This window comes from Spiroplasma endosymbiont of Polydrusus pterygomalis, from assembly GCF_964030635.1.
Taxonomy (GTDB): Bacteria; Bacillota_I; Bacilli_A; order Mycoplasmatales; family Mycoplasmataceae; genus Spiroplasma.
Genome location: NZ_OZ034909.1, coordinates 851,340 through 875,617, shown reverse-complemented (window position 1 = coordinate 875,617; position 24,278 = coordinate 851,340). Strand labels below are relative to the sequence as shown.

Below are 24,278 nucleotides of genomic sequence, written 5' to 3'. Positions count from 1 at the left end.
TTATTAATGTATAACATGTATCCGTGTCCGCCTGACAAAGTTAATACTTATGCTTCACCTGAAGTAAGTTGATATAACATTCAAGGGATTCAACCAACAATGATAACTGGTTATGAAAACTGAAAAAAAGATATGGAAAGTAGATATGATTTTTGAAAGCAAAAAAATAGTGAGGGTATTGTTATAACTGACCAAGAAAGTTCGACAGCTACCAATCCGGCTGTTGGAAAAACAATTAAAGAAGAAAATAATGACTCTAAATTTTATTGGTCTAAAAATTGAAAAATAACGCCACCAAGTCAAATAAAAGTAAATAGTGGTGACGTTAATAATATTATTAGTACCCAAGCTTCATCTTATTTTAGAAGAAAAGATGAATTTGGCAATACTGTTGGTAGTGTTCAAATTGAATACAATAAAATGGGTTCATGTAATGTTTGAGATATTTTAAATATGAATAATTTTATTAATCGCCAAATTACTGTCTTACCTTTAAATTATACTCAAAAGTTAGTTTTTAATCCTTTTACGATACCAGGCGGAGTTGGTAAATTCTTAAACTTTATTTCGTTTGGTATTCCTTGAGGCTGAGTTATTAATCAAGATGAAAAAACTTGACCTAATTTTCAATGATTAAATGGATTTATGAGTGCTAATATTTATAGTTTTTATAATGATGCTTTTTGGTCTGAAAACTCAAAAGGTAAATGTTATTTACCTTTTGAAATATTTAGAGAACAAGGCAATGATAAAGTTGGTGCTATTTTTGGAGCAAATGCCACTAGTTTCGGGTTTACTACTTTATTAACTGATAAATTAGTAAGTACTGTTTTAACTAAGGATGGTAAACCAACAAATAATATAGTTTATTCAACATATAATCTAAAACAATTAAATCAAAAAACTAACCGAATTTATTTAATTAATGAACTTACAACAGCAGTAGATGCTCAAACACCAGTTAGTGACGGTGAAGAAGATAATGATTGTGAATTCTTACAAACACCAGATGGGACAAATTGTAGTTATATTATTGATATGTTTTCAATACAAGCATTATATAAAGGTAATTTTGAAATTATCTTTTATGCTGATAACCCATATACCAATAATGAAGAAGATTATTTAAGATTATCAGTATGGAGTTTTCGTGGAAAAACAAAAAGTACATTAAATAATTATTTACGAGATATGACAACTAATTATAAAACCAGTTTCTTATTACCACATGATTATGAAATACCAACCTTTAATTATCCACAATATGTATTACCACCAGTGCCATATAATTATTCAGAATATACAAAAGATATCTGAGATGCTAATACAGTGCAACCATTAATAACTAAAATTACAGCATCAGCACAATGTAAAAATATAATTGAATATCCAGCAACTTTATTTTCTAATGAATTTAATGAGGGTTATAATGAAGGTTATTATGAGATAGAAATTGACTTAAAACAAATTGACCCAACTATTCAAAGTATTAGTAAATTTCAAGATGCTTATAAAACGATTGAAATAAGTAATTTAGGTAAGTTACAAGTTGAATGTGGGCCATGTGATATAGAATATTTTATTCCTAATAGAAATATTGATTTATTAGAGGGTCAAAAATGTGACCATAATATTGGTTTATTAAATAATATGACTTTACAAGAAAGCGGTCGTTCACAAACTGATAAGGTTAATTTTTATAATACAGTAACTTTATATACTGATAATATAACTAATGATATTAAAACATTCGCTACTTCTTTTACTAATGGTTTACCAAATTATGATGATTATCAAAATATTTATAAAATTAATAATAAAGAAGCATATATTATATTTTTATTACAAATAACATCTCTGTCAAATGAAGTTGATAATAAAATTAAAGAAACATATTTACAAGCATATTATACTAATTATGTAAAATTAAAAATTAGATTTTCAAAAAAAATTATTGCAATATTATCAGGTAAAGATTTAAAACCTTCAAAATGAACATATCTTGGTAATGATAAAAGTATTACAATAGATGTTTCTAACTCAAATGTATTGGGTATTAGAAATAAAAGTAATAACCCTATAAAAATAACTATTAAACCAAGATAAAACAAAAAGAGATATTAAATCTCTTTTCCCATTCTTAATTAACTTTTACATTACCATTTTCATCGGCAATTAAGTTAGGTAATTTTTGTTATTCACCATTTCAACGATAAACTGATTTAATATAGTCTTCATAATGTTTTCCTTTACCCCATATATATTCTGTTGAAGAATCTAATAAATTACCAGTTGCTAATAAAATGTCATTATTTATAGTAAAAATAAAACCAACAGGTCTTTCACCTCAATCTGTTTTTAAACCGCTACCTTTTTCACCATCATTTTTTAATTTAAATACTTTTCATACATTATTTAAACTATTTCTACCAACAATATAAAAATACTTATTGTTTACTTCTTCAAATGGTTTCTCTTGTGGTGCTATTCATTCTAAATTGTTTTTAATATTTTCATCTTTTGTATCTATTTTATTTTCTTCTTTTAACTTTGCTAATTCATCTTCGCTATATTGTTGTGTATTACAAGCAAATAAACTTGTTGTACTTGTTCCAATTAAAGTTATTGATCATAAAATATTTAGTATTTTTTTCATTTTAAAATATTTCTATATTCTTATATAATTTTGTTTGTTAATTTAATTAAAAATGAAAATAACTTAGGTTATTTTCATTTAAAAATATTTTAAAAACTATTTATATCAATTTAATTATACTGATGATTTTATAAATTTTCCTAATTCAATCAATGAAAAACCAAAAGCTTTTGTAGATTTATAACCTTGTTCTATTATTAAAGAAACATTTTTTATTTCTTCACCTAAATCTTCAATATTTTGTCCTAAATCTTCAATATTTTGATTAGATATTTGATTATTATATTTTTGAATATTGATTACTTTATCTCCTATTTTTTTTAATTTATTACCTAAAACATATCCGTTTAATTCATTTGTTAATCATGGTTTTACAATCATTCTATAATCTTTTAATCCCAGTAATATGTCTGGATAATATTTAAGTTTCTCATCTATTGTTAATTTTATACCTATAGTATTAATGTTTTGACCAATAATATTAATATTTTCATTTATTTTAGATATATTAACACTATCAGTAGTTAAATTTTCATTTTGATATAAATAAATAATTTCACCTAATTTTTCTAAAATTTCTCCTTGAGAAATAGAACCATTACCTAAATCTTCTACATTTATTAAACTTTTAATTAAACCATTAGTTATTTGTTTTACTAATTCTCCAACTGCTTTCATTTTTATTCCAAAAGTTTTTACATTTTGTCCTAAATTTTGAATACTTTGTTTTATATTATTTTTATTTATAGTAATATTTTTAATATTTTTTGATAAATCTTCTTTAAGATAATTTCCTAATTCTTGTAATTTTAGCGTTAAATCACGTTCAAGTAATATCATTAATTGACATTCTTCAATAACTTTTTCACCCATATCTTTTACTTTTTCAGATAGGTTATTTTTGATATCTATTAAATTATTTAATTTTTGTGAATTAATACCTCTTTTTATAATATTTAATTTATTGTCCCCTTTTTGATAAGGATTAGCGGCAATTATTGTTGGCATAGCGCTTCCACTAATAGTTAACATACTTAATAAACTAAGTAACTTTTTCACACTTGTTTTTCTCCGTTTCTTAATCTTGAAACTTTTTTATCAAGATCTATCCTCATTATATATATATATATATATATATAAGCAAAATTGGTAATTATTTTAAAACTTTTATCTTTTAAAATAACTTTTATTACACGTTTTAAGGGGTAAATTAGCAATCAAAGATATTAAATTTAGTATTTTATATTATTTACATAAAGTATTGTATTTAATAAAATATTAGTATATAATTAAATTATAGGTTTAATCTTTTTCCGTAAAAAAGAGTTACGCTGACTTGTTAATCGGACAAGGATAAAAAAAGAGGAGTTTATAAAAATGGCACTTACAAAAGAACAATTAATCGAACAAGGTTTAAGTGAAGAGATTGCAGAAAATATCTTAAATCAGTTTAATAATGAAGCAAAACAAATTAGAGAAAGTGTGCAAAAACGCGAAGATGTTATATCAAAAGAAGACTTTATTAAATTATATAATGAATTAGATGAATTAAAAGCCTTTAAAGATGTTCCATCTACTAAAATTGAAGATATTAAAACTAATTTAGAAAAAGTTAGTGGCAATTCTTTATCTGAAAAAATGCAAACTTTAAAAGAATTAAAACCTGATTTGTTTGTGCAAGAACAACCATCAGTTTCACCAACTAATTTTATTAAAGATATGATTGAAAATTCGGTTGAAAATAAAAATGATGAAATTGAAACTATTAAAGAAAAAGGAGCATATACTCCAGAAGAAATTAAGAAATTAACTGATTATACACTTAAAAACCTTAGATAATAAGGGAGTGAATATTATGGCAACAATTAATTTGCCGCAAGTACATTTTACATTACAAGGTAATACAACAGGTCAAAAAGCCTATGTTGATATGGTTAACGCTATGCTAAGAGGACCATTAATGAATGAGCATGCAAGTATTATGCAATATGCAACTGCAACAGCAGAACAAGTTGCTTGATTACCTAATGCAGGACAAGCGTTATATAATTTAACTCATCGTGTGGTATGACAAGATGATTATGCGTTACCAAATGGTGGGGCAACTCAAACTATGGGATTAACAAGAATTCCGGTGCCTATTAATAAAAGATTTAATTTAAAATTAATGAATGAAGCATTTGATTTAGCAATGATAGAACAAAATATTAAAAATGGTATTATTGCTGATGCTATTGCTAGTGTTGTACAGAATAAATTTGTTAATTTAGAATGTGAATTAATTCAGGGGATTTATGATTATTGTTTAGCAGATGGTCAATATGAAGTAATTCCATTTCGTGGTTATACAGCAGATAATGCTGATGATGCAAATAAAGCATTCTTTACATTAAATGAAACTTTGATTGAATTAACAAATCAAATTAGTAATTTATATTTTGGTTTACCAACCGATAAAATGTTTATGGTTTTAGGACGAAGATCCTATTTAGGATTAACACCTGCTTATTTAAAAGTAATTGGTTCACAAGCTCAATTAAAAGCAATGGTTAACGGTGAATTATATGAAAATACCGCAATGGGTATTCCGGTATCAAAAAGTTTTCATTTAGAAAAAACATATACAAAAGGACAAGTTAACCGAGATAAAGGTTATAATTTTACTAATATAAATGGTTTACTTATTAATAAACAAGTATGAGCATATCCAATTAATATGGATACTATTCAACAAGTTTTAGATAATGATACTGCTAACCCTAAATGAATTGGTAAAGTACAATATGCAACACCAACAATTTTATATCCAAAAACATGTAAGATTATTTTAGAAAAAGAACCAACACAAGAAGAAATAAATACTGCTAAAAGTAATTTAAATAAAACATTTAGAGTGCCGGTTGATTATGAAATTTCTACACCAATAAATACAACAAAATCTAATGTAATTTTAACACCAGATGTTGCTAAAATAGATATTAGTAAAATAAATAAATTAGATAAACCAATCATTAATTTACCAGATCCCAAAGATGTTAGTGATGGATGATTAAAACCACAATTTAAAGACGTTGTTTTAAAAGCAGTTAAAACTGTAGATAGTTCTTTAACTGAAAATGATTTTGATTATTCTATTAATCCTAAAGGTGAAGACTGACCAATTGATATTACAAATGATAAAATTGTTGAAGTTTTAATTGAAGGTAAAAACAAAGCAACTGGTAAAACAAAGTCAATTGAAGTAGTAATTAAAAATTCTTAATAAACAATGAATTTATTAATATTACGAATTTTAACTTTATTAACAGAAAATTTAGGAAATAAACCTTTAATAAATAAGTTTGTTAATTTAATTAATAAGGTTAATAAGTTTGCTTCATATTATGCTAATCCTTTTCAAAAGATTACAAATAAAATTGAAGATATTTATCAATGATTAAATCCATTTACTTATTTAAATTTAATTAAAAAAGGTCATAAAAAAGAAATTCAACAAATATTAAGTAAATTAGAAAAAGATAACAATATTAAAAATAGAGAACAATTTAAAAAATAAAATTATCTAAACACTAATTGACAACCTTTAAATAGTAGTTGGCTTAATAGTGGTATGTTTAATATAACAAATAAGTTAACTTTAACAGGTAATTTAACTATTTTAATATATACAAAAACAGCAAAACACCCGAAGTTTTATGGTCCATATGTTTATCCTAGTGTTCCATTTGAAATTTGAAAATTATTAAGTAATGCTGTATCTAATGCTGGAATTTTATTTTGGCGTTATTGATTAAGAAAATGATTACCTAGTCATTTAAGAGATTATATTAAAAAACGATTACCAAAAGAATTAAAAGAAAAATACCCAAAAGGAAATATTAAATTAACATTACCACATATTCAAAAATTACAACAAATTAAAACGTTTATTAATAATTTAAAGATTGGTCATTTTAATTTTAATTTTGCTGGTGAAATTAATAACAAAAAATGATATCGAGAGCGAAAAAGTGATGTTAAAAATATTAATAATTTATATAAAACACCAGTTAAAAGTATGTTTTATAAAACTAATCAAACTATTAAAACAATTAATAAAACACAAAGAAATGTTAATAGTTATAAACCATCTAATTTAAGAAATAAATATCGTAATCAATTAAGGGGTGTATTATATGGAAAGTAATTTAAATAATTTATTATTTATAACAGTTGAAGATGTTAAAGAAAGTAAACTTTGACAACCTATTAATGACCGTAAGCAATCTGCTTATAATGATAATTTAATTTATAATGCTATTTTAAAAACTAGTTTATGAATGGATAGATTATCAGGTGGGACAATTTCAGATAAAATAAATAAAAAAGATTTATTTCCATGAGTTAAAAAAGATAATACTGGTTTAATTGAATATGATAAATGATTAAGTTATATTCAATCTGCTTGTTTATTAGCAGTTATGAATTGATATTTACCAAAAGGAGTTAATGATTTAACTGGTAGTGCTTCATTTTCACAAGGTGGTGTGGCATATTCACAAACAAATGACCCCGAAGCAAATGAAAATATTACTCGTGATGTTAAAAATGCTTTAAAATTAGCTGGTGAAATAATTGATATTATATCTAGTAAAACGGTTGATAGACCATATAATTATCATTTAGGGAATTATGCTCATCCTTGAGAAGAAGAATATAAATATATTACGAAAAAAACATTTTATGACAGTTTATTATTTTATTTAAAAGAACGCGTTCAAACTGATAACACTATTAATATTACTCATCCAACAATTATCGATTATAGTAAAATTGATTATAATGAATATATTAAACTTGTTGTTCCGTTTGATAATGATACGATTTATTATGATAATGGGGTTTGAAAAACAAATATTTCAGATTGAGAAATTGTTGACACTAGTGATTTAGATAATACAAGGTTTGATTATGAAATACAAAATTGAGATAAAGAAAATTATAAATACAATATTTGAATTAAAACAAGTAATCAAAATCATTATTATTTATCAACATACAAAAATTTTAAGGGAAAAATAACTGTTGGATCATTTGATTTAGAAAATAAATTTTCTCATCGTGTAGAATTAGAAGATGATGGAATTATTGCTATACGTACTGGTGGGACAGATGGAACAATTACTGATTTACACATTGAAAAAAAAGTAAGTTAGAAAGGGGTTTAATTAATGAAGCAAGATAAAACAACTTGATTAAAGGGTGCATTACCTTGAAATTGATTTAAAAAAGACCCTATTCCAACTTATAATTGAACCCATAAAGATATTAGAGAATGAGAAAGAAAATATAAAATTAGGAGTTGAGTAGTTAGTTTTTATACTTTAATGTTTTTAGCATTAAATTTTTGATTGGAATACGGGATGATTAATAGTATTAAGGATCAAATTAATTGATACAATTATGGTCAATATTGAGGCAATGGTATTGCCATTTTATTAACACCTTTATTTACACATGGAATTCAGGGTATATTTGTTGCTAGTAGTAAACCAAAAGTAGATATGAAAATTGATATTCCACGATTAAAAGTTTCTAAAATGGGATTAGTATTTACAATTTTACCTTTAATTACTTTAATAATTTCTTTAATTATTATTTTAATTGATAAATTAAAATGAAAAAAAGACCATTTAAGACATTGTTTAGATTGTCGGATTAATTCTCGTGTTATTCAACCAAGAATAGCAAAACAATGAAATAATTTAGATGGTATAACAGAAGAAATATTTAAAAATATACAAAACGAAAATATTAAAAAACAAAAACAAGAAGAAAATAACAAAAAATTAAATATAAATAATAATTATGAAACTAATAATTAAATTTTATTAAAATAGACTATATATAGGGGTGGTAGATATTTTGGGTGGTTATATAGCTTAATTTATAAATTATTTTGTTCTGAAAGAATGGATGGCTACTGTTTGAGTAAGGATAAGAAAGGAAACAAAAACATGAATGAAACATTAATGATTGCTTTACTTGTGTTAGCTGGTGCTGGTGGAATGGGTAGTCTTGGTATTCTTGGATTATCTGCTAAAAAAATTAAAAAATATAAAGCAGAACTTAGAGAATTAAGAACGGCTGTTATTGCCCACGAAAAACATTTACGAGGACCTGATTATGCAACAGAATTAGCCCTTAAAACAGGTCAAATTAAAAATGTTAAAAAACAAGTTAAAGTAAACGACAAAAAACAAGCACAAAAAGATGCTATTAGAAAACTAACAAATAGTATTTAAAAAAATAACCAATTAAGGTTATTTTTTATTTTTCTTTGTTGTGACTTATATAAAAATTAATAAGATATTCTATTCGTTGTGAATAAGTATCAAAGTTAGATAATTTATTTCAAACTTTTTCTTCATTTTCATTTAAGTAAATATTAACATTTCGAATTTTACAAGAATAATATTTTCCTTTTTTTTGATTATATGATTTTTTCATAATATTAAACCTCATAATTAGCAATAATAATGGAATCTCGTAAATGATTACTTATTTTATCATTATTATATTTTCAACCTTTACCATATTGATAAATTAAATTACTATCTTTATCAAATTCTCATATACAACTATCATTATATTTACTTAAATTTTCCATATTTTTAACAATTGATTTAGTATGTTTTGGTGATACTCAATTAATATTGTGTACTTTTTTTGTATTGTATTTAACTGTTCCAATTACTTTTAATAAATCATCCCTATCTTTACTTGCATTAGCAGATGTATATAAACAATCTTCAATATTAATAATTGCATATGGTCTTAATACATCTAAAATAATATCGGGTTGTGTAATTCAATCATAATGTGTATATTCGGATTTATCAATTAATTTATTATCTTTAAAAGTAACGATAGCAGTAGTACCAGTCCCTGATGGGTCAATACCTATTTTTATCAAGTTGCTCATTCTTCATCATTATTATTAACTGTTGGTACTACATTAGAAATATCTTCTTCTTTAACTACATTATTGTTTGTATCCGCTATTTCTATATAAGATGAGGTATTTTATATTGTTTGATAAGGGTTCATCGCTCATCTGCCCCTTATTTTTGGCGACAGTAATATCATTAAAAGGTATATAATCAAAATTACCATCTTCTTTAATTTCTTTTTCATCTAAATCAATGTCAGTAATATCTACACCTAATTCTTGGGCTAATTTACGATATAATTTTGCTTCAACCATTTCTTTTGGTCATTTATTTCAAGGCGAATATTCACTATTTCCACTTGGACTACTATTTTTTAAACGGTCAATATCGGCTTTTCTTAATAAAATTCCTTTTGTTTCACCAGTTAAACGATTAATTCCAAAAGCATAAGCACCAATAATATTTTCATATTGACTGGTATTTGTCATAAAATCTATTTCATGTAATTTGGGTTTTTGTAAATCAGTATCTCATACAAATTTTTCACTTTTATAAATAATTCCTCGTTTTAAAATTCAATTTTCTTGTTCCATTCTTTTTTGAAACACACTACTATCAATAATAGTTGTTAATTTATTTTTGAATGGAATAATATTAAAATCTTTTCCGAATATTAAACCTTTATTACTTAAATTAATAATTCCTAAGGCTGTAATTTTTCCATTATCAGCATTACCCACTAAATTCATATAACTTTGATTATTTTTTAATTTTAGTTCTTGTAAAGCAATTAAATTTTCTTGTAAATATTTAGCATTAACATTTAATTCATATGCTTTAATTGCTGTTGCTACTAATTCTTTTATTCCCATTTGATTATTCATAATTATTTCTCTCCTTTATTTATTTTTAATTTAATTCCATTAACACCAATAGTATTAATGTTTTTATTACTATCTCATTGTTTTTTAATTTCGTTTTTAACAATTTGTTCATCAACAATTAAATAATTTTTAATTAAATTAATAAGTTCTAATTTATCAGCATTTTGTAAAAAATCATCATTAACACCCAAAATATCAATATCTTTAATTAATATTTTTTCTTTCCGAAATTTACTAGTAGTTTTTTCTAAATCTTGTTCTATTTTTGCTACATCTTCCATAACACGAACTTGTTCATCTTCAATTTGGTCCATGTCTAACCCCATATCAGGCGTTAAGTTATTAGCATATTCAACCCTATTTTCTTGTTCTTGTTTTTTGGTTTGAATAAACTGTTGTTGTTTTAAGTATTGAACTTGTATTAGGCTATTTTTAATTTCAATTTTATTATTTTGAAGTACTTTTTCTAAATTAATAATATTAACTCTAATTCGATTTACTTCATCTTTAAAATCTTTTATTAATTCTAATGGTTCTCTAAAAACAAAATCAATTTTACTAATAGCACTGGGTATATCTTTTAAATGTATATCTTGATAACCATTTAATGCATAATGATTAAGATGACGATAGATAAACTCTGCTAATTCTTTACCGTGATTATCAATTCAATTTTTAATCGGTAATGCTTTTAAACTTAATTCTTTAAAATCATTACCTTTTAAATAAAATGGATAGGTAATATTTTTAATTTGATTATTTAACTTTAAATCTGCCATAATTAAATTTCCTCCAAATTCATATCCATAATTAAATTATCAATATATTCGTAAGCAGTCTCTTCTGAACAACATTCTTCTAATGCGATATTAAATAAATCTTCTTCGCTATAAACATAACCACTTTCATCTTTTCACATATTATTCATAATTTATCACTTCGTAGTCTGCTTCTTCATCTTCTAAATAATCATCTATTAAACTTTTAACCTCATCAATTTCATATCATTTTAAATTTAAATCAAAATCTTTTGGCAATGAAATATTACCTACATGTCGCTCTTCATTACCAAATTTAAGATATAAATTTAATTCTCAACTCATATCATAGTCACTATCAATTTGTGCATAAATAATATCTTTATTACTAATTTTTAATGCGTTATTATTAATTCATTTTTCATTTAAGTAATCACTAATACAATATGACATTTTCTTATTCCTCCTAATTATTTTTATTGTTTAATGCTCAATGTTCATCAGTCATATCTTCAAATGAAACTGGATAACTTTTAAGCATTAATTCATTCAATTTATTTTCTTTATTGCATTCTTTATGAAAACAATAACCTCAATATCTTTGTTTAAGACAAATTTTATTTAACTTTTTCATATAAACCTTCTAAATTATTTGTTTTATTTTTTTCTCAATTTGTAATATTTTTCAACCATCTGATGCTAAATCTAAAATATCGTTAATTTTGTAATGTTGCATATAAGAAGCAATAACATCTCATTTATCTTCAAATAAATTTAAGTACATTTTTGCTCATTCTAAACACTGTAAATCATAATGATTTTTATGATGAGAAATACGACAATTAACAGGTTGACAATTCACTCAATCAAATGATGTTGTTATTTCACTTCAAGTTTTATTAATATACAAACTTTTATATTCCATTATATTTCCTCCTATTTTTAATTCGCTGGCACTCACTCCCAAGTGAAAGTGCCAAAGCGAGAATTAGTTATATAAGTATTTATCTATTTATTTACTACGCCATCCGCTTCACTGGGGGTGAGCGGTGGCGATAATATATTTAATATTTGTTTATTATTAGATAATAGACAGTTGTTTTTATGAGGTAAAGCCAGAGAATTCTCTCTCTTCATCCGCACTATTTCAAGTCAAAACGTTCAGTTTTTAAAATAAATTCACTTGCACCTTGAAGAGCCAAGTGCTGGCGTTGTGGTTTGTAGAACCGCTGCCATCCTCGATGGGACAATGTCTATCGCAAATTTATTTATAAAGTGTCCATCTCTATTTTTATTGTCGTTCGATGTTGACCTTGCACTTATCACGACTATCGCTTAGTTTAAATATAACCAGCGCCGATTTACATTTTTCCTCATACACTATTTCAGTACTTGCCTCGGCTGGCTGTGGGAATGAGCTTAAACTCATGTTCTTATGGAAGCACTTAGTTATTTAAAATAACCGTCCCACACTGCATTAAGTTGTTTTATAAAATCAAAGTTTAAAAGAACCAGTTTCTCAATCAAAGATAATTTTTGAATTTTCTAATTTTTTATAAAACCGCGTTTGTTTTTTATCTTTTGTACGATTTAATAAATCTTTATGTTTTTTACAAGTTCATAAAACTTTATTTGATAAAAATTCTTCGGTAATTAATGATATTGCTTTATAGCAATTATCAACATCACAGATTGTTTGTTGCGTATTAATTTCCATTACTTACTCCTTCCTTTAATATTAAGTTTTTTTATTTATTAGCCAAATTAATTAACTAAAACAGAGAAAGGACAACACCTTAAAATTGGAGAAAAAAAGGTACACTTTGTAAAAATTTCTAAGATATTTAATAAATGTGTAATACAACTTTTTCGTTAACTTAAAGTTGCGATAAAAAGTTTCTATTTTAAGAATTTAAGATGCTGCCCTTTCTCTGAATTAATTAATAATTATGGGTTTACAAATAAAAAAACAACCCTTTTTATTTAACAAGAGTTGTTTTTTGCCGCTTCATCGTACATGATACATATCATTAAAATTACGATTTACTAAATCAGGATATTTAATTATATTTTTATTTCTATTTTGTTTTATTAATATTTTTCTACGCATACGCTTTACATATTCAGCTTGAATATTATTTTCTTTCATAATTCGTAATACTTTCTTAGCATTATAAACAATGCCATAATCTTCTTTTAAATATTTGGTAATTCGACGATAACCAAATTGTTTTAAATTTTCTTCATAGACTTTTACAATATTCTTTAATGGTTCACTATCCTTACCATTACTTGAATAATTTTTATATTTATCTCAATAACTACGCTTTAAATTTGTTACATCAAGTAATAAATTTAGTGGATATTTATTAATGTTTTCTTTGATAAAAAATACAATTTTTCTCTTATTTAATTGTAAAAGTCATGAAGCTTTTTTAATAATTCATACCTAACTTTGTAATAGTTTAAATCTCTTTTTTCAAATGATTCTTTTGGACCTTTATTGGTGTTTAAAATTCCTTTCTTAAAATTTTCATACCATGAAGCAATAGTTTTTTTATTAATTGCATATTTTTTTGCAATAAAACTTATACTATTATTTTTAACCTCTTGTCCTATCATTTTTCGAAAATCTGCTGTATATTTATTAAATTTTTGTCCTTTTCTTGCCATATAAAAATGCACCTCCTTTAAAAGTTTAGCAAAGACTTTTTTTCTTTACTTACTTTTTTGGGTGCAGTCTAGTTATTATTAAATTTTGATCATTTTACATCAATAATTTCTTTAGTATATCCATCAATTATTGTTGATTGATAATGTTTTTTACCATTTCAAATTAAATAAGTTACATCAGTAAATAAAATTGAAAATCTTTCTTTAATATCATTAAAATTACGATTTACTAAATCAGGATATTTAATGATATTTTTATTTCTATTTTGTTTTATTAATATTTTTCTACGCATACGCTTTACATATTCAGCTTGAATATTATTTTCTTTCATAATTCGTAATACTTTCTTAGCATTATAAACAATGCCATAATCTTCTTTTAAATATTTGGTAATTCGACGATAACCAAATTGTTTTAAATTTTCTTCATAGACTTTTACAATATTTTTTAATGATTCGCTATCCTTACCATTACTTGAATAATTTTTATATTTATCTCAATAACTACGCTTTAAATTTGTTACATCAAGTAATAAATTTAGTGGATATTTATTAATGTTTTCTTTGATAAAAAATACAATTTTTCTTTTATTTAATTGTAAAAGTCATGAAGCTTTTTTAGTAATTCATACCTAACTTTGTAATAGTTTAAATCTCTTTTTTCAAATGATTCTTTTGGACCTTTATTGGTGTTTAAAATTCCTTTCTTAAAATTTTCATACCATGAAGCAACAGTTTTTTTATTAATTGCATATTTTTTTGCAATAAAACTTATACTATTATTTTTAACTTCTTGTCCTATCCTTTTTCGAAAATCTGCTGTATATTTATTAAATTTTTGTCCTTTTCTTGCCATATAAAAATGCACCTCCTTTAAAAGTTTAGCAAAGACTTTTTTTCTTTACTTACTTTTTTGGGTGCAGTCTAAAATTATTACTTGATATAACAGATTTAAAGCGTAGTTATTGAGATAAATATAAAAATTATTCAAGTACTGGTAAGGGTAGTGAATCATTAAAAAATATTGTAAAAGTCTATGAAGAAAATTTAAAACAATTTGGTTATCGTCGAATTACCAAATATTTAAAAGAAGATTATGGCATTGTTTATAATGCTAAGAAAGTATTACGAATTATGAAAGAAAATAATATTCAAGCTGAATATGTAAAGCGTATGCGTAGAAAAATATTAATAAAACAAAATAGAAATAAAAATATAATTAAATATCCTGATTTAGTAAATCGTAATTTTAATGATATTAAAGAAAGATTTTCAATTTTATTTACTGATGTAACTTATTTAATTTGAAATGGTAAAAAACATTATCAATCAACAATAATTGATGGATATACTAAAGAAATTATTGATGTAAAATGATCAAAATTTAATAATAACAAACTTGTAATTGATAATTTAAATGCTGCAATTAATAAAATTAAAAAAATAAAAAAAGAGCTAAATAAAACAATAATTCATTCAGATCACGGATATCAATATACATCTAAAGATTATAATAGCCAAATTGTAAAGTTAAGTGCAACTAAATTATTTTTCTAACCAAATATTCGATTGGCGAAAGATAATTTAGTATTTTTCTTGGTCTTTGGTTTAAAGACAATATAAATTTATGAACTGCATTTTTAGTAGTATTTGAAAAATTAAATTTTTTAGGAAATTTTTCTCTAATTAAACCATTAGTATTTTCATTAGTACCTCTTTGTCAGGGTGAATATGCATTAGCAAAATAAATTTTCACATTTAAATTTTTTTCAAGTTGTTGTCAATTAGCAAATTCTTTACCACGATCAAATGTTATAGTCTTAACAAGATTATTTGGAAGAATTGATAAATAATGGCTAATATTTTCGTTAATAACTTTAGTAGTTCTATTTTCAACTAATATTGCTAAAGTAAATCTTGATGTTCTTTCAACTAAAGTTATTAAACATGATTTACTTTTACCTCGTGATGATACTACGGTATCACCTTCTCAATGATCAAGAGTTACGCGATTATTAACATTAGCATTTCGTTCTTTAATTGATTTACCATTAAATTTACCCCGATTTTCTTGATATTTTCGTTTCTTACCTTTTCTTCTTAAATTTTTATTAGTAACTTTTTCAAGTAATCCAGAATAAATTCAATTGTAAATTGTTTTAAAACTAATAATTCATTCTTTATGAAAATTTTTAATTCTGCCATAAATTTGTTCGGGTGATCAACCTAATAATAATTTTTGTTGTACATATTTTACTAATTCTCTATTTTTAAACTTATGAAAATAAAAATGTGATTGTTTTCTATTTTATGCTTTATTTTGTGCAATTAATGAAAAATAATGATTATTATCTTTATTTCTATTAACTTATCGAATAATAGTACTAATACTTCGATTAAGATTTTTAGCTATTTCACTAATTTTTATTTTAAACTTCAATTGATTCTCAATATAAATTCTTTCATCTATGCCAAGATGTTTATATCCCATATAAAAACTCCTTGCTTTATTTTTTCTAAAATAAACTTAGCATCATAAAATTTTTATATGAGATTTTTTGCAATTTTATTTACTTGCACTTACAAGTATAATTCAGCAATAGTAAATGTTTAGATAACAAAATTATAATTTCAATGGGTAAAAATTATCATTGTGCAGACAACATTATTATTGAAAGTTTTCATTCATTACTTAAAAAAGGAACAATCCATAATAAAAATTATAAATCTCATAATGAATATATTAATGATGTTAAAAAATGAAATAAATGATATTCAAACCAAAAAGAAAAATATATAATAAATGAAAGTTTGTAAACCTTTTTATTAATACTTACTAAACAGGGTGCAGTCTAAACCCCACTATGCCAAAATAGTGGGGTTTCTGTATTATTAAAGGAGAAAGGGGAATGAAGATGAGTTTTGCAATGGAAGTAAAAGAAGAAATCGTTAAAAAAGAATTTGACCAAATGTGTCAGAAAGCTTTTTTAGCGGGGTTTGTTAAATATAATATGATATTAAGAATTAGTAACCATTTTTTTAATTTTGAAGTTTCTTCAATTAGTAATGCTATCATTCGTACTATTTATACTTTTTTAAAAAATTTATATCAAGTTAATATTGATATTATTATTGTGCAAAGTACAAAGTTAAAAAAGAACAAAACATTTATTTTACGAATTAAGGAACCAGCAACCGAAATTTTAAAAGACTTGCATATTTTTGATGCTGACCTTAATCAGAAAATTATTTTCATCCCTCCGGGATGAAATGAACGCCAACAACGCGCATATATTGCGGGAATTTTTGTTGCTTGTGGGAGTGTTAATTCACCCGAAACAAGTAATTATCATTTGGAGGTTCAATTTAATGATGAAGCTTCGGCGCAGTATTTTCGAAAATTATTGCATAAATTTCATTTTCCTTTTAAGATTATTATTCGACATGACCGTTATGTTTGTTATTTAAAACGTTCAATTTTAGTTTCGGATTTCTTAAAATTAATTGATGCAATTAATAGTGTTTTAGAATTTGAAAATACGCGTATTTCTCGGGATATGGTTAACAGCATTAATCGTTTAAATAATATTGAAATTTCAAATCAACAAAGAGCACTCAAAGCGGGGGAAAAACAAGTCATTATGATTAATTATTTAATTGATCATAATTTGTTTGATGAATTAAATGAAAATACCAAAAAGGTTGCTTTATTACGAATCACTAATCCGGATGCTTCATTACAATATTTATCAACACTATTAGAAAATGAAATTGGTTTAGAGATTTCAAAGTCAGGGGTTAACCATTTATTTCGGGAAATTAAGAAAAAATATCTAAAATATTACTTTAATTTTGTCTAAAACTCTTTATAAAGTCAAAAAAATCATCAATATGACAATTTGAAAACGAATTTGATGGAAGATTATTATTGTTCTTTAACTTTTTTAGATGTTAAAATATAATACCGTTGCTTGTTGGTTTGGTGTTAAACCTTTGTGTTGGTATTTTCATTTTCAGAGATTTAAATAATTTTGAATGTTAGTGAACCCTAAATCATGATAATGAATTAAGGCTTCTTTAAGACTTGCTTGTAATTTACTAATTTTATTTAATTTTCGATAACTGGCATCAGGATTTGTCCTAGTTTTAGTGGCATATAAAGTAGAACTTGTTTGTTTTGCTACTAATAAATATAGTGGTTGCATATCAGAAATAATAATGGAATTTTTGTTAATTAATTTTGTATTCATATTTTCAATAATTCACTGTTTTTGTAATCGTTTGGTATTAGTGGATTGAAAAAAATATTATTATTAGTATCAACCGCCATTTGAATACAACATTTAGTGTTAGTGGAAAATGGATCAAGATGAGTTTTTCGTTTATCAAATTTATCTTTAAAATTACCTTTATGGATTTCTTTAATAAATGTTTCATCGATTTGTATTTGGCCATTTAATTTTTTAAATTTTAATTGAGTATTTTCTAATTGTTTTGATTGCATTAATTTTTGACGATTATATCAAGCTGTTTTGGGTGTTGTTTAAAGGTTTTTGCTTTGTTTTTTTATGCGGAATCAAAACATTCCGATGCACTTTTTGCAAGCCTTGATACCCCCTTGTATCAACTATTACTTTGCTAGCTTTTAAAAGCGGTATTTTTGATTCTTTAAATAAACGAAAATCATCGGTTTTACCACAAGCAAAATTTGTTGCAATAATAGTTTTGCTTTCTTTTTCGATGATTATTTGTGTTTTGATAGTATGTTTTTTCTCTTTTTTTTGGAATAGTATTTTTTTGTCTTTTTTTTGGGCGTTGGATGGCTGTTTCGGTTGCATCAATAATAATTGTTTTATCATTAAAATATTTATTTATTAATGTTTTTTGCCCAGCAAGTTGTTGAAAGTCAGGGTGTTTAATTAAAGTGTTTTCAATTCATTTGATATTACGATAACAATTACTCTCACTAATGCCAAAACTTTTGCCAATATGAAAATAAGTGCGGTATTCTCTTCAATATGATAAAGTCATTAATAAACGATTTTCTAATGATAATTTATTAGCTTTTCCGCCTTTTTTAATTTTTTTAACTCGGCCTCTTTTAAAATATCTAACATTTTATTAAAAGTATTTTTTTTATTCCTGTTAATCGTAATAATTCTTTATCATTAAGAAATTTAAAGTTATCCTTTTTCATAGTTTTATACCCTCCTAATTTATATTTTTTATTTTTAATTATATTTTATAGAAATATTCTTAATAAGAAAACCCGGTATCGCAAGAAGCATAATGATAAGATTTGCAATTAGGGCATTTAATACCTTTATCTCTAAATTTTTGATCAATTTCATTTAAGCGTTTTTGTTTTTTGATTAATTCTGCTTCTTTTTTAACTTTTTCATAAAATTCTAAAAATTGATCATTTGTTAAACTATTTATTAATTCTGCAATTATTTTTTCCATAAATTATTTACCTCTCTTGATATTTATAAAATATATCTAAAATTAGGTATATTTTATAAATATCAATATTTTTCTACAAAATTAAAGAAAATTGTTAAAAAGTTGAAAAAACTGCTAAACCGACACTATAATCACGTTCATGGCTAAGTGAAACATGTACAATTTCATTTTGAGCTAAAGATAATCCTTCAACCAATAAATTATTATCATCCTTTAAATAAATCGTCACTTCGTTTAAAATTACCCTAATATCAAGGGCTTTAACTAACGCCTCTTTGACCACTCAACGTCCAGCTAAAAATTGGCGTCGGGCACTTTTATCAAAAAAAGTTTTATATTGCTTTAATTCAACTGGACTTAATAATTTTTTAACGAATGCGGTTGATAACTTGATTCGTTTATTTTGAACAATATCAATCCCAACATTTTTAATCATAATTTTTTCCTCCGTTTTATATCTTATTAATATTTTAACAAAAAAAGGAGGAAAAACGATATAATAATTTCCTTTAATTTTTTAGAGATTGCGTTGCCAAAGTTGGGGAAAATAAAAAAGAAAGTTTTCAGTATAATTAAGTTTGAAAAAAATTAGAAAGAAAACTATCCTATGAATATTATAACTAGAATCCAAGAGTTTTTAAACGAAAATAATAACTCTTTTATTGATTTAATTAATGAAATTAGCCCCAATATCCCTATTACAGCACTATTATCCTATTTAAACAATGAAATTAGTTCTGAAGCTTGAATACTATTTAAAAATATTTTTGAATATATTGATAACTATATTTTTAATAAGGACTGACGCAAAGCACGTTATATTCCAAAAGGATTTTATCAACGAACTTTGGTTTTTCGTAATGGTGAAGTTACTTTTAAACGACGAAAATATATCTTAAAACCAGAATTTCAAGTGGCAAAAAAACCAAAAACGGTCTTTTTACTTGATATTCAATTAGGGATTGAAAGTTATCAGCGACTTGATTATGATTTTTCGTTAGAAATAATCAGCAAATTAGGCATAAATTTTAGTTATCAAGATATTTGTAATATGTATCGGAATTCTAACATAACAAAAAAACAATTTTTAACCTTATTAAACGGTTTGATATTAAACATTTGTTAGAACTAATGCTAGATGAACCAGATACAAAACTAAAACATGATGGGGTTATTTATATTGAAACCGATGAAGCATATCGCAATGCCATTAGTTATCAAATCAAAAAACGATTAAAAATTAAGAAAAGAATCCGTTTAACCGTCTTTCATACTGGTTATAAAGATCCTAAAACAATACGAAAAACAATGCATAATGTCAAATTTCTAGTAACAATGACTAATGAAGTTAAAAAAATTAACTCTAAAAAATACTGACAAGGAATTAAAGAATTTATTAACTTAAATTATGAATCACCCGAGACAGATAAAATTATTGTGCTTGGTGATGGTGCACAATATATTTCAACGGTTGAAAAACACATCAATGTTGAATTTATCATTGATCGTTTCCATGTTATTAAAAAAATTAAAGATTGTCTCCGTGGTCCACGATATTATAAACGTTATTTATTTAATAAAATTAGAAAAGCAATTCTAAAATTAAACTGAAACAAGGTTACAAAATACCTTGAATGAGCTTATCAGCTTGTTAAAACCGAAGAAGCGAAAGGAAAGTTACAAGAAATATCTAATTATTTAAGAACATACTATGGAGCAATTCAAAAATGAGAATATCAAGAAAATATTGGTTGTCGCATTGAAAGTTATATTGCTCGAATTATTAAATTAATGTTTCGTTCAAAACCAAAAATATTTAATGAAAAAACGATTTACAAAGTAATGTTATTAAAACAATTGACAGCTAATGGGATTAATACCTTTCAAGAACTAACAGAAATTAAAAATCTTCAAGTAAAAAATGAACAAATTACTTGAAGATGAATATTTAAAAAGATGAATAATCCAGAAGTTAAACAATATAACTTACCAATATTCACCGCTTCTACATTATCAAATACTAAAACTCTTTTAAAGAAAATAGTTTATAATTATTATTAGAACTTAATGCTGAAAACTTTTCCCCAACATTTTACACGCTACCGTCTATTTAATACCTTTATCTCTAAATTTTTGATCAATTTCATTTAAGCGTTTTTGTTTTTTTATTAATTCTGCTTCTTTTTTAACTTTTTCATAAAATTCCTTTAATTTTGTCGAAAAATCTTGATAAAGTCAAAAACCCTTATAAAATATAGAAATTTGTAAAAAGTCCATTTTAACAAAACCCAATAAAATCAAGGTTTTATTAAAATATCAAGAGTTTTCTACAAAATTAAAGGAAAAATCACTAATTTTATGATTTTTATAGTACTATTATTAGGAACATAAATTATTTTAGAGAGGGGTGTTTTAATGAACCTATCAAGTATGATGTTTTTAGCAGTTGAACCAAAAGTAGTTAATACAATTATTTACGTTTTTGAAATGATTGTCTTAGTTGTTTCAATTATTATGATTATTATTGGTTTATTGCAAAACAAAAAAGCACATACAGGATTAAGTGCTTTAAATGGTGGTAATGATGAACTATTTGCTAATAGTAAAGAACGTGGGTTAGATCGAACATTATCAATTTTTATGTTAGGATTTGGTTCAACATTATTAATTGTTACATTATTGATAAGTTTATTAACGAAAATTTTATTGTAATAATTAAGTTTTTAAAAATACCATTAATTTAAAAGAGATTTAAAAATGTCTCTTTTTTCATTTAGGAGGAAAGGTATATGCACGATCGTATTGTAGATATTTTAAAAAAACAAGCAAAACCAATTGACACGATGCAATTAGCACAGTTATTAGCAATTAATAAAATTGATGATAATAAGATGATGTTAAAAGTTTTGGTTGAATTAGAGAATGATAATATTATTGGTGTAACGCAACAACATAGTTTTTATTATTTTGATCCAAAAATTTATTTACGAGGCGTTATTAGTGTTAATAAAAAAGGTTTTGGTTTTATTAAAATTAGTGAGGGTCAAGAGGAATATTATGTTAAACAAGAGGATTTAAATAATGCTTTAGATCAAGACCAAGTTTTATTTATTTTAAAGAAGCAAAAGCAAATAACTAGTCTTAAAAAAACAGAGTCTCAAGTAATTAAAATTTTAAAACGAAATAATAAGTATGTAGTGGGGGTTATTAAAAAAAATCGTTATCAACAAAAATATTTAGAAATCTTAAATAATAAATTAACCCAATATCGGGCTGAAATTATTAATTCATCTGAGGCAATTGAAAATACCATTGTTAAAGGGATTATTAACAGTATTAATAGTAAAACCAATTTAATGCAAGTTAAAATTATCGAGATTATTGGGAATGTTAATCAAGTTGGTGTTGATGTTTTAGCTATTTTGCATGAGTTTAATTTGCCTACTAAATTTGATGAAAAAACATTGGATGAAGCGAATCAAATTAAACAAGATGTTGATGTTCCAACGATGTTAGTCGACCAATCACGGCGTGATTTACAAGAAGAAATGTTTGTTACAAGTGATGGTAATGATTCAAAAGATTTTGATGATGCTATTTTAGTTAAAAAAAATAAAAATGGTAATTATGTCTTAATGGTTGCCATCGCGGATGTGGCGCATTATGTTCCAGCTAATAGTTATCTTGATAAAGAAGCGATTGAACGAGGATGCTCTGTTTATTTAATTGACAGAGTTGTGCCAATGTTACCAGAAAAATTAAGCAACGGAATTTGTTCCTTAAATCCGAATGAACCACGCTTAACATTAACTTGTGAAATGGAAATTAATAACCAAGGGCATGTTGTTAATTCCAGCATTTATGAAGCAGTTATTATTTCTAAAGCTCGTTTAACTTATGATGAAGTTAACAAATTATTTCGTCAAGAAAAGAATCAAATTTCATCAACAATTACCCCAATGCTTTTCCTAGCGCAGCAATTATATCAAGTTCTAGTTCGCAAAAAAGAGCAAGATGGTGTTATTGATTTTGATTTAGATGAACCAAGGTTTATTGTTGATAAAAATGGGAAAATTAAAGATATTGTTGCGAGTGAACGGGCAGACGCTGAAAAATTAATTGAAAGTTTTATGATTCGGGCTAATGAAACAGTCGCCGAGACAATTTATTGAATGGATTTACCATTTATTTATCGGGTACATGATAAACCAAAACCAAAGAAATTATTTGATTTGTATACGCAATTATCTTATTTAGGATTAAATATTAAAGGTAAATTAGAAAATATTCATTCAAAAGACTTACAACAAATTTTAAATAAATTAAAAGATAAGGAAAATTTTAAAGTTATTTCTGCTCTTGTTTTACGAAGTATGGAAAAGGCTAAATATAGTGCGATTAATGATGGCCATTTTGGATTGACATCATGGTGTTATACACATTTTACTTCGCCAATTCGTCGGTATCCGGATTTAGTTGTGCACCGGTTATTAAAAGCGTATTTATTTCAGGGCAAAGTTCAAGTTCCTGATTTAGAACAAACTCGTTCTTTTGTTAGTTATGCTAGTCAGCAGTCATCGTTAGCGGAATTACGCGCAATGGAATGTGAACGCGAAGTTGATAAAATGAAAGAAGCCGAATATATGGAAGATAAAGTCGGTTGTGAATATTATGGAATTATTGCGGGGGTTACTTCGTTTGGTATTTTTGTTGAATTACCAAATACCATTGAAGGATTAGTTCATATTACTGATTTTAAAAATGATTATTATGTTTTTGATGAAAAAAGTTTAAAATTAATTGGAGAACGAAAACGAAAAGAATTTTTCTTGGGGAAAAAAGTTCGAATTAGAGTTAAGAAAGCAAGCAAAAAATTACGCCAAATTGATTTTGAGTTAGTTGAGTAAGGGGT

General features: G+C 24.8%; 39 protein-coding genes and 2 pseudogenes. 16 read left to right on the top strand and 25 right to left on the bottom strand.

The features are described 5' to 3' along the window. The first annotated feature begins 6 nt into the window (after window positions 1-6). Entirely contained in the window at window positions 7-2,106 is a 2,100-nt protein-coding gene (locus ACQH23_RS05715) for a hypothetical protein (RefSeq protein WP_425379248.1), read from the top strand. Window positions 2,107-2,194: 88 nt separating this feature from the next. Here ACQH23_RS05715 and ACQH23_RS05710 read toward each other — a convergent pair whose 3' ends face one another. Both ACQH23_RS05710 and ACQH23_RS05705 read right to left on the bottom strand, forming a co-directional pair. Next, entirely contained in the window at window positions 2,195-2,656 is a 462-nt protein-coding gene (locus ACQH23_RS05710) for a lipoprotein (RefSeq protein WP_425379247.1), read from the bottom strand. A gap of 114 nt (window positions 2,657-2,770) precedes the next feature. Next, a complete protein-coding gene (locus ACQH23_RS05705) occupies window positions 2,771-3,715 on the bottom strand; it encodes a hypothetical protein (protein WP_425378565.1) in 945 nt (314 codons plus the stop codon). Window positions 3,716-4,033: 318 nt separating this feature from the next. Between ACQH23_RS05705 and ACQH23_RS05700 the strand changes: the two genes are divergently transcribed. The 7 genes from ACQH23_RS05700 to ACQH23_RS05670 all read left to right on the top strand — a co-directional run bounded on the left by ACQH23_RS05700 (window position 4,034) and on the right by ACQH23_RS05670 (window position 8,940). Then, the gene (locus ACQH23_RS05700; protein WP_425377678.1) at window positions 4,034-4,495 is read left to right on the top strand and encodes a hypothetical protein; all 462 of its coding nucleotides are present in this window, start codon (window positions 4,034-4,036) and stop codon (window positions 4,493-4,495) included. Between the two features lie 16 nt (window positions 4,496-4,511). After that, the gene (locus tag ACQH23_RS05695) at window positions 4,512-5,918 is read left to right on the top strand and encodes a hypothetical protein (RefSeq protein ID WP_425379246.1); all 1,407 of its coding nucleotides are present in this window, start codon (window positions 4,512-4,514) and stop codon (window positions 5,916-5,918) included. Window positions 5,919-5,924: 6 nt separating this feature from the next. After that, a complete protein-coding gene (locus ACQH23_RS05690; protein ID WP_425379245.1) occupies window positions 5,925-6,212 on the top strand; it encodes a hypothetical protein in 288 nt (95 codons plus the stop codon). A gap of 54 nt (window positions 6,213-6,266) precedes the next feature. Further along, entirely contained in the window at window positions 6,267-6,842 is a 576-nt protein-coding gene (locus ACQH23_RS05685) for a hypothetical protein (protein ID WP_425379244.1), read from the top strand. Beyond that, window positions 6,832-7,851 (top strand): hypothetical protein, encoded by a 1,020-nt coding sequence (locus tag ACQH23_RS05680; RefSeq protein WP_425377885.1) that lies wholly within the window; start codon window positions 6,832-6,834, stop codon window positions 7,849-7,851. Before ACQH23_RS05685 ends, ACQH23_RS05680 begins: the two co-directional genes overlap by 11 nt. Window positions 7,852-7,866: 15 nt before the next feature. Then, on the top strand, window positions 7,867-8,520 hold the full coding sequence (locus ACQH23_RS05675; protein WP_425379202.1) for a hypothetical protein: 654 nt from the start codon (window positions 7,867-7,869) through the stop codon (window positions 8,518-8,520). 87 nt (window positions 8,521-8,607) lie between these two features. Further along, window positions 8,608-8,940 (top strand): hypothetical protein, encoded by a 333-nt coding sequence (locus tag ACQH23_RS05670; RefSeq protein WP_425379203.1) that lies wholly within the window; start codon window positions 8,608-8,610, stop codon window positions 8,938-8,940. A 25-nt stretch (window positions 8,941-8,965) separates the two neighbouring features. Here ACQH23_RS05670 and ACQH23_RS05665 read toward each other — a convergent pair whose 3' ends face one another. The 14 genes and pseudogenes from ACQH23_RS05665 to ACQH23_RS05600 all read right to left on the bottom strand — a co-directional run bounded on the left by ACQH23_RS05665 (window position 8,966) and on the right by ACQH23_RS05600 (window position 14,759). Further along, window positions 8,966-9,145: a hypothetical protein gene (locus ACQH23_RS05665; RefSeq protein ID WP_425379204.1), complete on the bottom strand. Its 180-nt coding sequence runs from the start codon at window positions 9,143-9,145 to the stop codon at window positions 8,966-8,968. Between the two features lie 4 nt (window positions 9,146-9,149). Beyond that, window positions 9,150-9,620 (bottom strand): hypothetical protein, encoded by a 471-nt coding sequence (locus tag ACQH23_RS05660; protein WP_425379243.1) that lies wholly within the window; start codon window positions 9,618-9,620, stop codon window positions 9,150-9,152. Window positions 9,621-9,680: 60 nt separating this feature from the next. Continuing rightward, window positions 9,681-10,472, bottom strand: coding sequence for a recombinase RecT (locus ACQH23_RS05655; protein ID WP_425379205.1), 792 nt, complete (start codon window positions 10,470-10,472; stop codon window positions 9,681-9,683). Window positions 10,473-10,474: 2 nt separating this feature from the next. Then, a complete protein-coding gene (locus tag ACQH23_RS05650) occupies window positions 10,475-11,251 on the bottom strand; it encodes a hypothetical protein (protein ID WP_425379206.1) in 777 nt (258 codons plus the stop codon). 2 nt (window positions 11,252-11,253) lie between these two features. After that, window positions 11,254-11,400: a hypothetical protein gene (locus tag ACQH23_RS05645; RefSeq protein WP_425377635.1), complete on the bottom strand. Its 147-nt coding sequence runs from the start codon at window positions 11,398-11,400 to the stop codon at window positions 11,254-11,256. Then, window positions 11,393-11,683, bottom strand: a complete 291-nt coding sequence (locus ACQH23_RS05640) for a hypothetical protein (protein ID WP_425377994.1) — start codon at window positions 11,681-11,683, stop codon at window positions 11,393-11,395. Before ACQH23_RS05640 ends, ACQH23_RS05645 begins: the two co-directional genes overlap by 8 nt. Before the next feature lie 13 nt (window positions 11,684-11,696). Continuing rightward, window positions 11,697-11,864: a hypothetical protein gene (locus ACQH23_RS05635; protein WP_425378226.1), complete on the bottom strand. Its 168-nt coding sequence runs from the start codon at window positions 11,862-11,864 to the stop codon at window positions 11,697-11,699. Between the two features lie 9 nt (window positions 11,865-11,873). Further along, window positions 11,874-12,191, bottom strand: a complete 318-nt coding sequence (locus ACQH23_RS05630; protein WP_425378225.1) for a hypothetical protein — start codon at window positions 12,189-12,191, stop codon at window positions 11,874-11,876. A gap of 516 nt (window positions 12,192-12,707) precedes the next feature. Continuing rightward, window positions 12,708-12,947 (bottom strand): hypothetical protein, encoded by a 240-nt coding sequence (locus tag ACQH23_RS05625; protein WP_425378319.1) that lies wholly within the window; start codon window positions 12,945-12,947, stop codon window positions 12,708-12,710. Between the two features lie 219 nt (window positions 12,948-13,166). Next, window positions 13,167-13,379 (bottom strand): hypothetical protein, encoded by a 213-nt coding sequence (locus ACQH23_RS05620; protein WP_425379242.1) that lies wholly within the window; start codon window positions 13,377-13,379, stop codon window positions 13,167-13,169. A gap of 260 nt (window positions 13,380-13,639) precedes the next feature. Next, window positions 13,640-13,903, bottom strand: a complete 264-nt coding sequence (locus tag ACQH23_RS05615) for a transposase family protein (RefSeq protein WP_425378330.1) — start codon at window positions 13,901-13,903, stop codon at window positions 13,640-13,642. A 68-nt stretch (window positions 13,904-13,971) separates the two neighbouring features. Then, a complete protein-coding gene (locus ACQH23_RS05610; RefSeq protein ID WP_425379241.1) occupies window positions 13,972-14,235 on the bottom strand; it encodes a hypothetical protein in 264 nt (87 codons plus the stop codon). Between the two features lie 21 nt (window positions 14,236-14,256). Then, window positions 14,257-14,322: pseudogene (locus tag ACQH23_RS05605) on the bottom strand (hypothetical protein); the annotation flags it as partial. A 173-nt stretch (window positions 14,323-14,495) separates the two neighbouring features. After that, complete coding sequence (locus ACQH23_RS05600; protein ID WP_425377654.1) at window positions 14,496-14,759, bottom strand: hypothetical protein; 264 nt, start codon at window positions 14,757-14,759, stop codon at window positions 14,496-14,498. A 74-nt stretch (window positions 14,760-14,833) separates the two neighbouring features. On the opposite strand from ACQH23_RS05600, the pseudogene ACQH23_RS05595 reads away from it, so the two are divergent. Both ACQH23_RS05595 and ACQH23_RS05590 read left to right on the top strand, forming a co-directional pair. Continuing rightward, window positions 14,834-15,016 (top strand): annotated as a pseudogene (locus ACQH23_RS05595) (hypothetical protein); the annotation flags it as partial. Between the two features lie 21 nt (window positions 15,017-15,037). After that, a complete protein-coding gene (locus ACQH23_RS05590) occupies window positions 15,038-15,460 on the top strand; it encodes a DDE-type integrase/transposase/recombinase (RefSeq protein ID WP_425379240.1) in 423 nt (140 codons plus the stop codon). On the opposite strand, the gene ACQH23_RS05585 is transcribed toward ACQH23_RS05590, so the two are convergent. Next, window positions 15,444-16,073: an IS30 family transposase gene (locus ACQH23_RS05585; protein WP_425379318.1), complete on the bottom strand. Its 630-nt coding sequence runs from the start codon at window positions 16,071-16,073 to the stop codon at window positions 15,444-15,446. The two genes, ACQH23_RS05590 and ACQH23_RS05585, sit on opposite strands and share 17 nt — an antisense overlap. 198 nt (window positions 16,074-16,271) lie before the next feature. Continuing rightward, window positions 16,272-16,394 carry a helix-turn-helix domain-containing protein gene (locus ACQH23_RS05580; protein ID WP_425377840.1) on the bottom strand — a complete coding sequence of 41 codons (123 nt, stop codon included), beginning with the start codon at window positions 16,392-16,394 and terminating at the stop codon, window positions 16,272-16,274. Window positions 16,395-16,537: 143 nt separating this feature from the next. On the opposite strand from ACQH23_RS05580, the gene ACQH23_RS05575 reads away from it, so the two are divergent. After that, a complete protein-coding gene (locus tag ACQH23_RS05575; RefSeq protein ID WP_338955504.1) occupies window positions 16,538-16,720 on the top strand; it encodes a hypothetical protein in 183 nt (60 codons plus the stop codon). A 98-nt stretch (window positions 16,721-16,818) separates the two neighbouring features. Beyond that, on the top strand, window positions 16,819-17,763 hold the full coding sequence (gene whiA / locus ACQH23_RS05570) for a DNA-binding protein WhiA (protein ID WP_425379239.1): 945 nt from the start codon (window positions 16,819-16,821) through the stop codon (window positions 17,761-17,763). An 84-nt stretch (window positions 17,764-17,847) separates the two neighbouring features. Here whiA and ACQH23_RS05565 read toward each other — a convergent pair whose 3' ends face one another. From ACQH23_RS05565 to ACQH23_RS05540, 6 genes are all read right to left on the bottom strand, one after another. After that, window positions 17,848-18,153, bottom strand: coding sequence for a hypothetical protein (locus ACQH23_RS05565; protein ID WP_425379238.1), 306 nt, complete (start codon window positions 18,151-18,153; stop codon window positions 17,848-17,850). Further along, on the bottom strand, window positions 18,138-18,407 hold the full coding sequence (locus tag ACQH23_RS05560; RefSeq protein WP_425379237.1) for a hypothetical protein: 270 nt from the start codon (window positions 18,405-18,407) through the stop codon (window positions 18,138-18,140). Before ACQH23_RS05560 ends, ACQH23_RS05565 begins: the two co-directional genes overlap by 16 nt. A gap of 13 nt (window positions 18,408-18,420) precedes the next feature. Then, window positions 18,421-18,696, bottom strand: coding sequence for a transposase family protein (locus ACQH23_RS05555; RefSeq protein WP_425379317.1), 276 nt, complete (start codon window positions 18,694-18,696; stop codon window positions 18,421-18,423). Further along, window positions 18,596-18,934 (bottom strand): helix-turn-helix domain-containing protein, encoded by a 339-nt coding sequence (locus ACQH23_RS05550; RefSeq protein ID WP_425379236.1) that lies wholly within the window; start codon window positions 18,932-18,934, stop codon window positions 18,596-18,598. The genes ACQH23_RS05555 and ACQH23_RS05550 overlap by 101 nt, the downstream gene beginning before the upstream one ends. 225 nt (window positions 18,935-19,159) lie before the next feature. Further along, a complete protein-coding gene (locus ACQH23_RS05545; protein ID WP_425379235.1) occupies window positions 19,160-19,366 on the bottom strand; it encodes a hypothetical protein in 207 nt (68 codons plus the stop codon). Window positions 19,367-19,460: 94 nt separating this feature from the next. Then, the gene (locus tag ACQH23_RS05540; protein ID WP_425379234.1) at window positions 19,461-19,802 is read right to left on the bottom strand and encodes a holo-ACP synthase; all 342 of its coding nucleotides are present in this window, start codon (window positions 19,800-19,802) and stop codon (window positions 19,461-19,463) included. A gap of 171 nt (window positions 19,803-19,973) precedes the next feature. On the opposite strand from ACQH23_RS05540, the gene ACQH23_RS05535 reads away from it, so the two are divergent. Both ACQH23_RS05535 and ACQH23_RS05530 read left to right on the top strand, forming a co-directional pair. Next, window positions 19,974-20,492, top strand: a complete 519-nt coding sequence (locus ACQH23_RS05535; RefSeq protein WP_425379233.1) for a UPF0236 family transposase-like protein — start codon at window positions 19,974-19,976, stop codon at window positions 20,490-20,492. A 5-nt stretch (window positions 20,493-20,497) separates the two neighbouring features. Then, window positions 20,498-21,427: a UPF0236 family transposase-like protein gene (locus ACQH23_RS05530; protein ID WP_425379232.1), complete on the top strand. Its 930-nt coding sequence runs from the start codon at window positions 20,498-20,500 to the stop codon at window positions 21,425-21,427. 45 nt (window positions 21,428-21,472) lie between these two features. Here the strand turns inward: ACQH23_RS05530 and ACQH23_RS05525 are convergent, their stop codons facing one another. Beyond that, window positions 21,473-21,643 (bottom strand): hypothetical protein, encoded by a 171-nt coding sequence (locus ACQH23_RS05525; RefSeq protein WP_425379231.1) that lies wholly within the window; start codon window positions 21,641-21,643, stop codon window positions 21,473-21,475. 138 nt (window positions 21,644-21,781) lie between these two features. Between ACQH23_RS05525 and secG the strand changes: the two genes are divergently transcribed. Both secG and rnr read left to right on the top strand, forming a co-directional pair. After that, window positions 21,782-22,078, top strand: a complete 297-nt coding sequence (gene secG / locus ACQH23_RS05520; protein WP_425379230.1) for a preprotein translocase subunit SecG — start codon at window positions 21,782-21,784, stop codon at window positions 22,076-22,078. Between the two features lie 77 nt (window positions 22,079-22,155). Next, complete coding sequence (gene rnr / locus ACQH23_RS05515; protein WP_425379229.1) at window positions 22,156-24,273, top strand: ribonuclease R; 2,118 nt, start codon at window positions 22,156-22,158, stop codon at window positions 24,271-24,273. Window positions 24,274-24,278 lie beyond the last annotated feature (5 nt).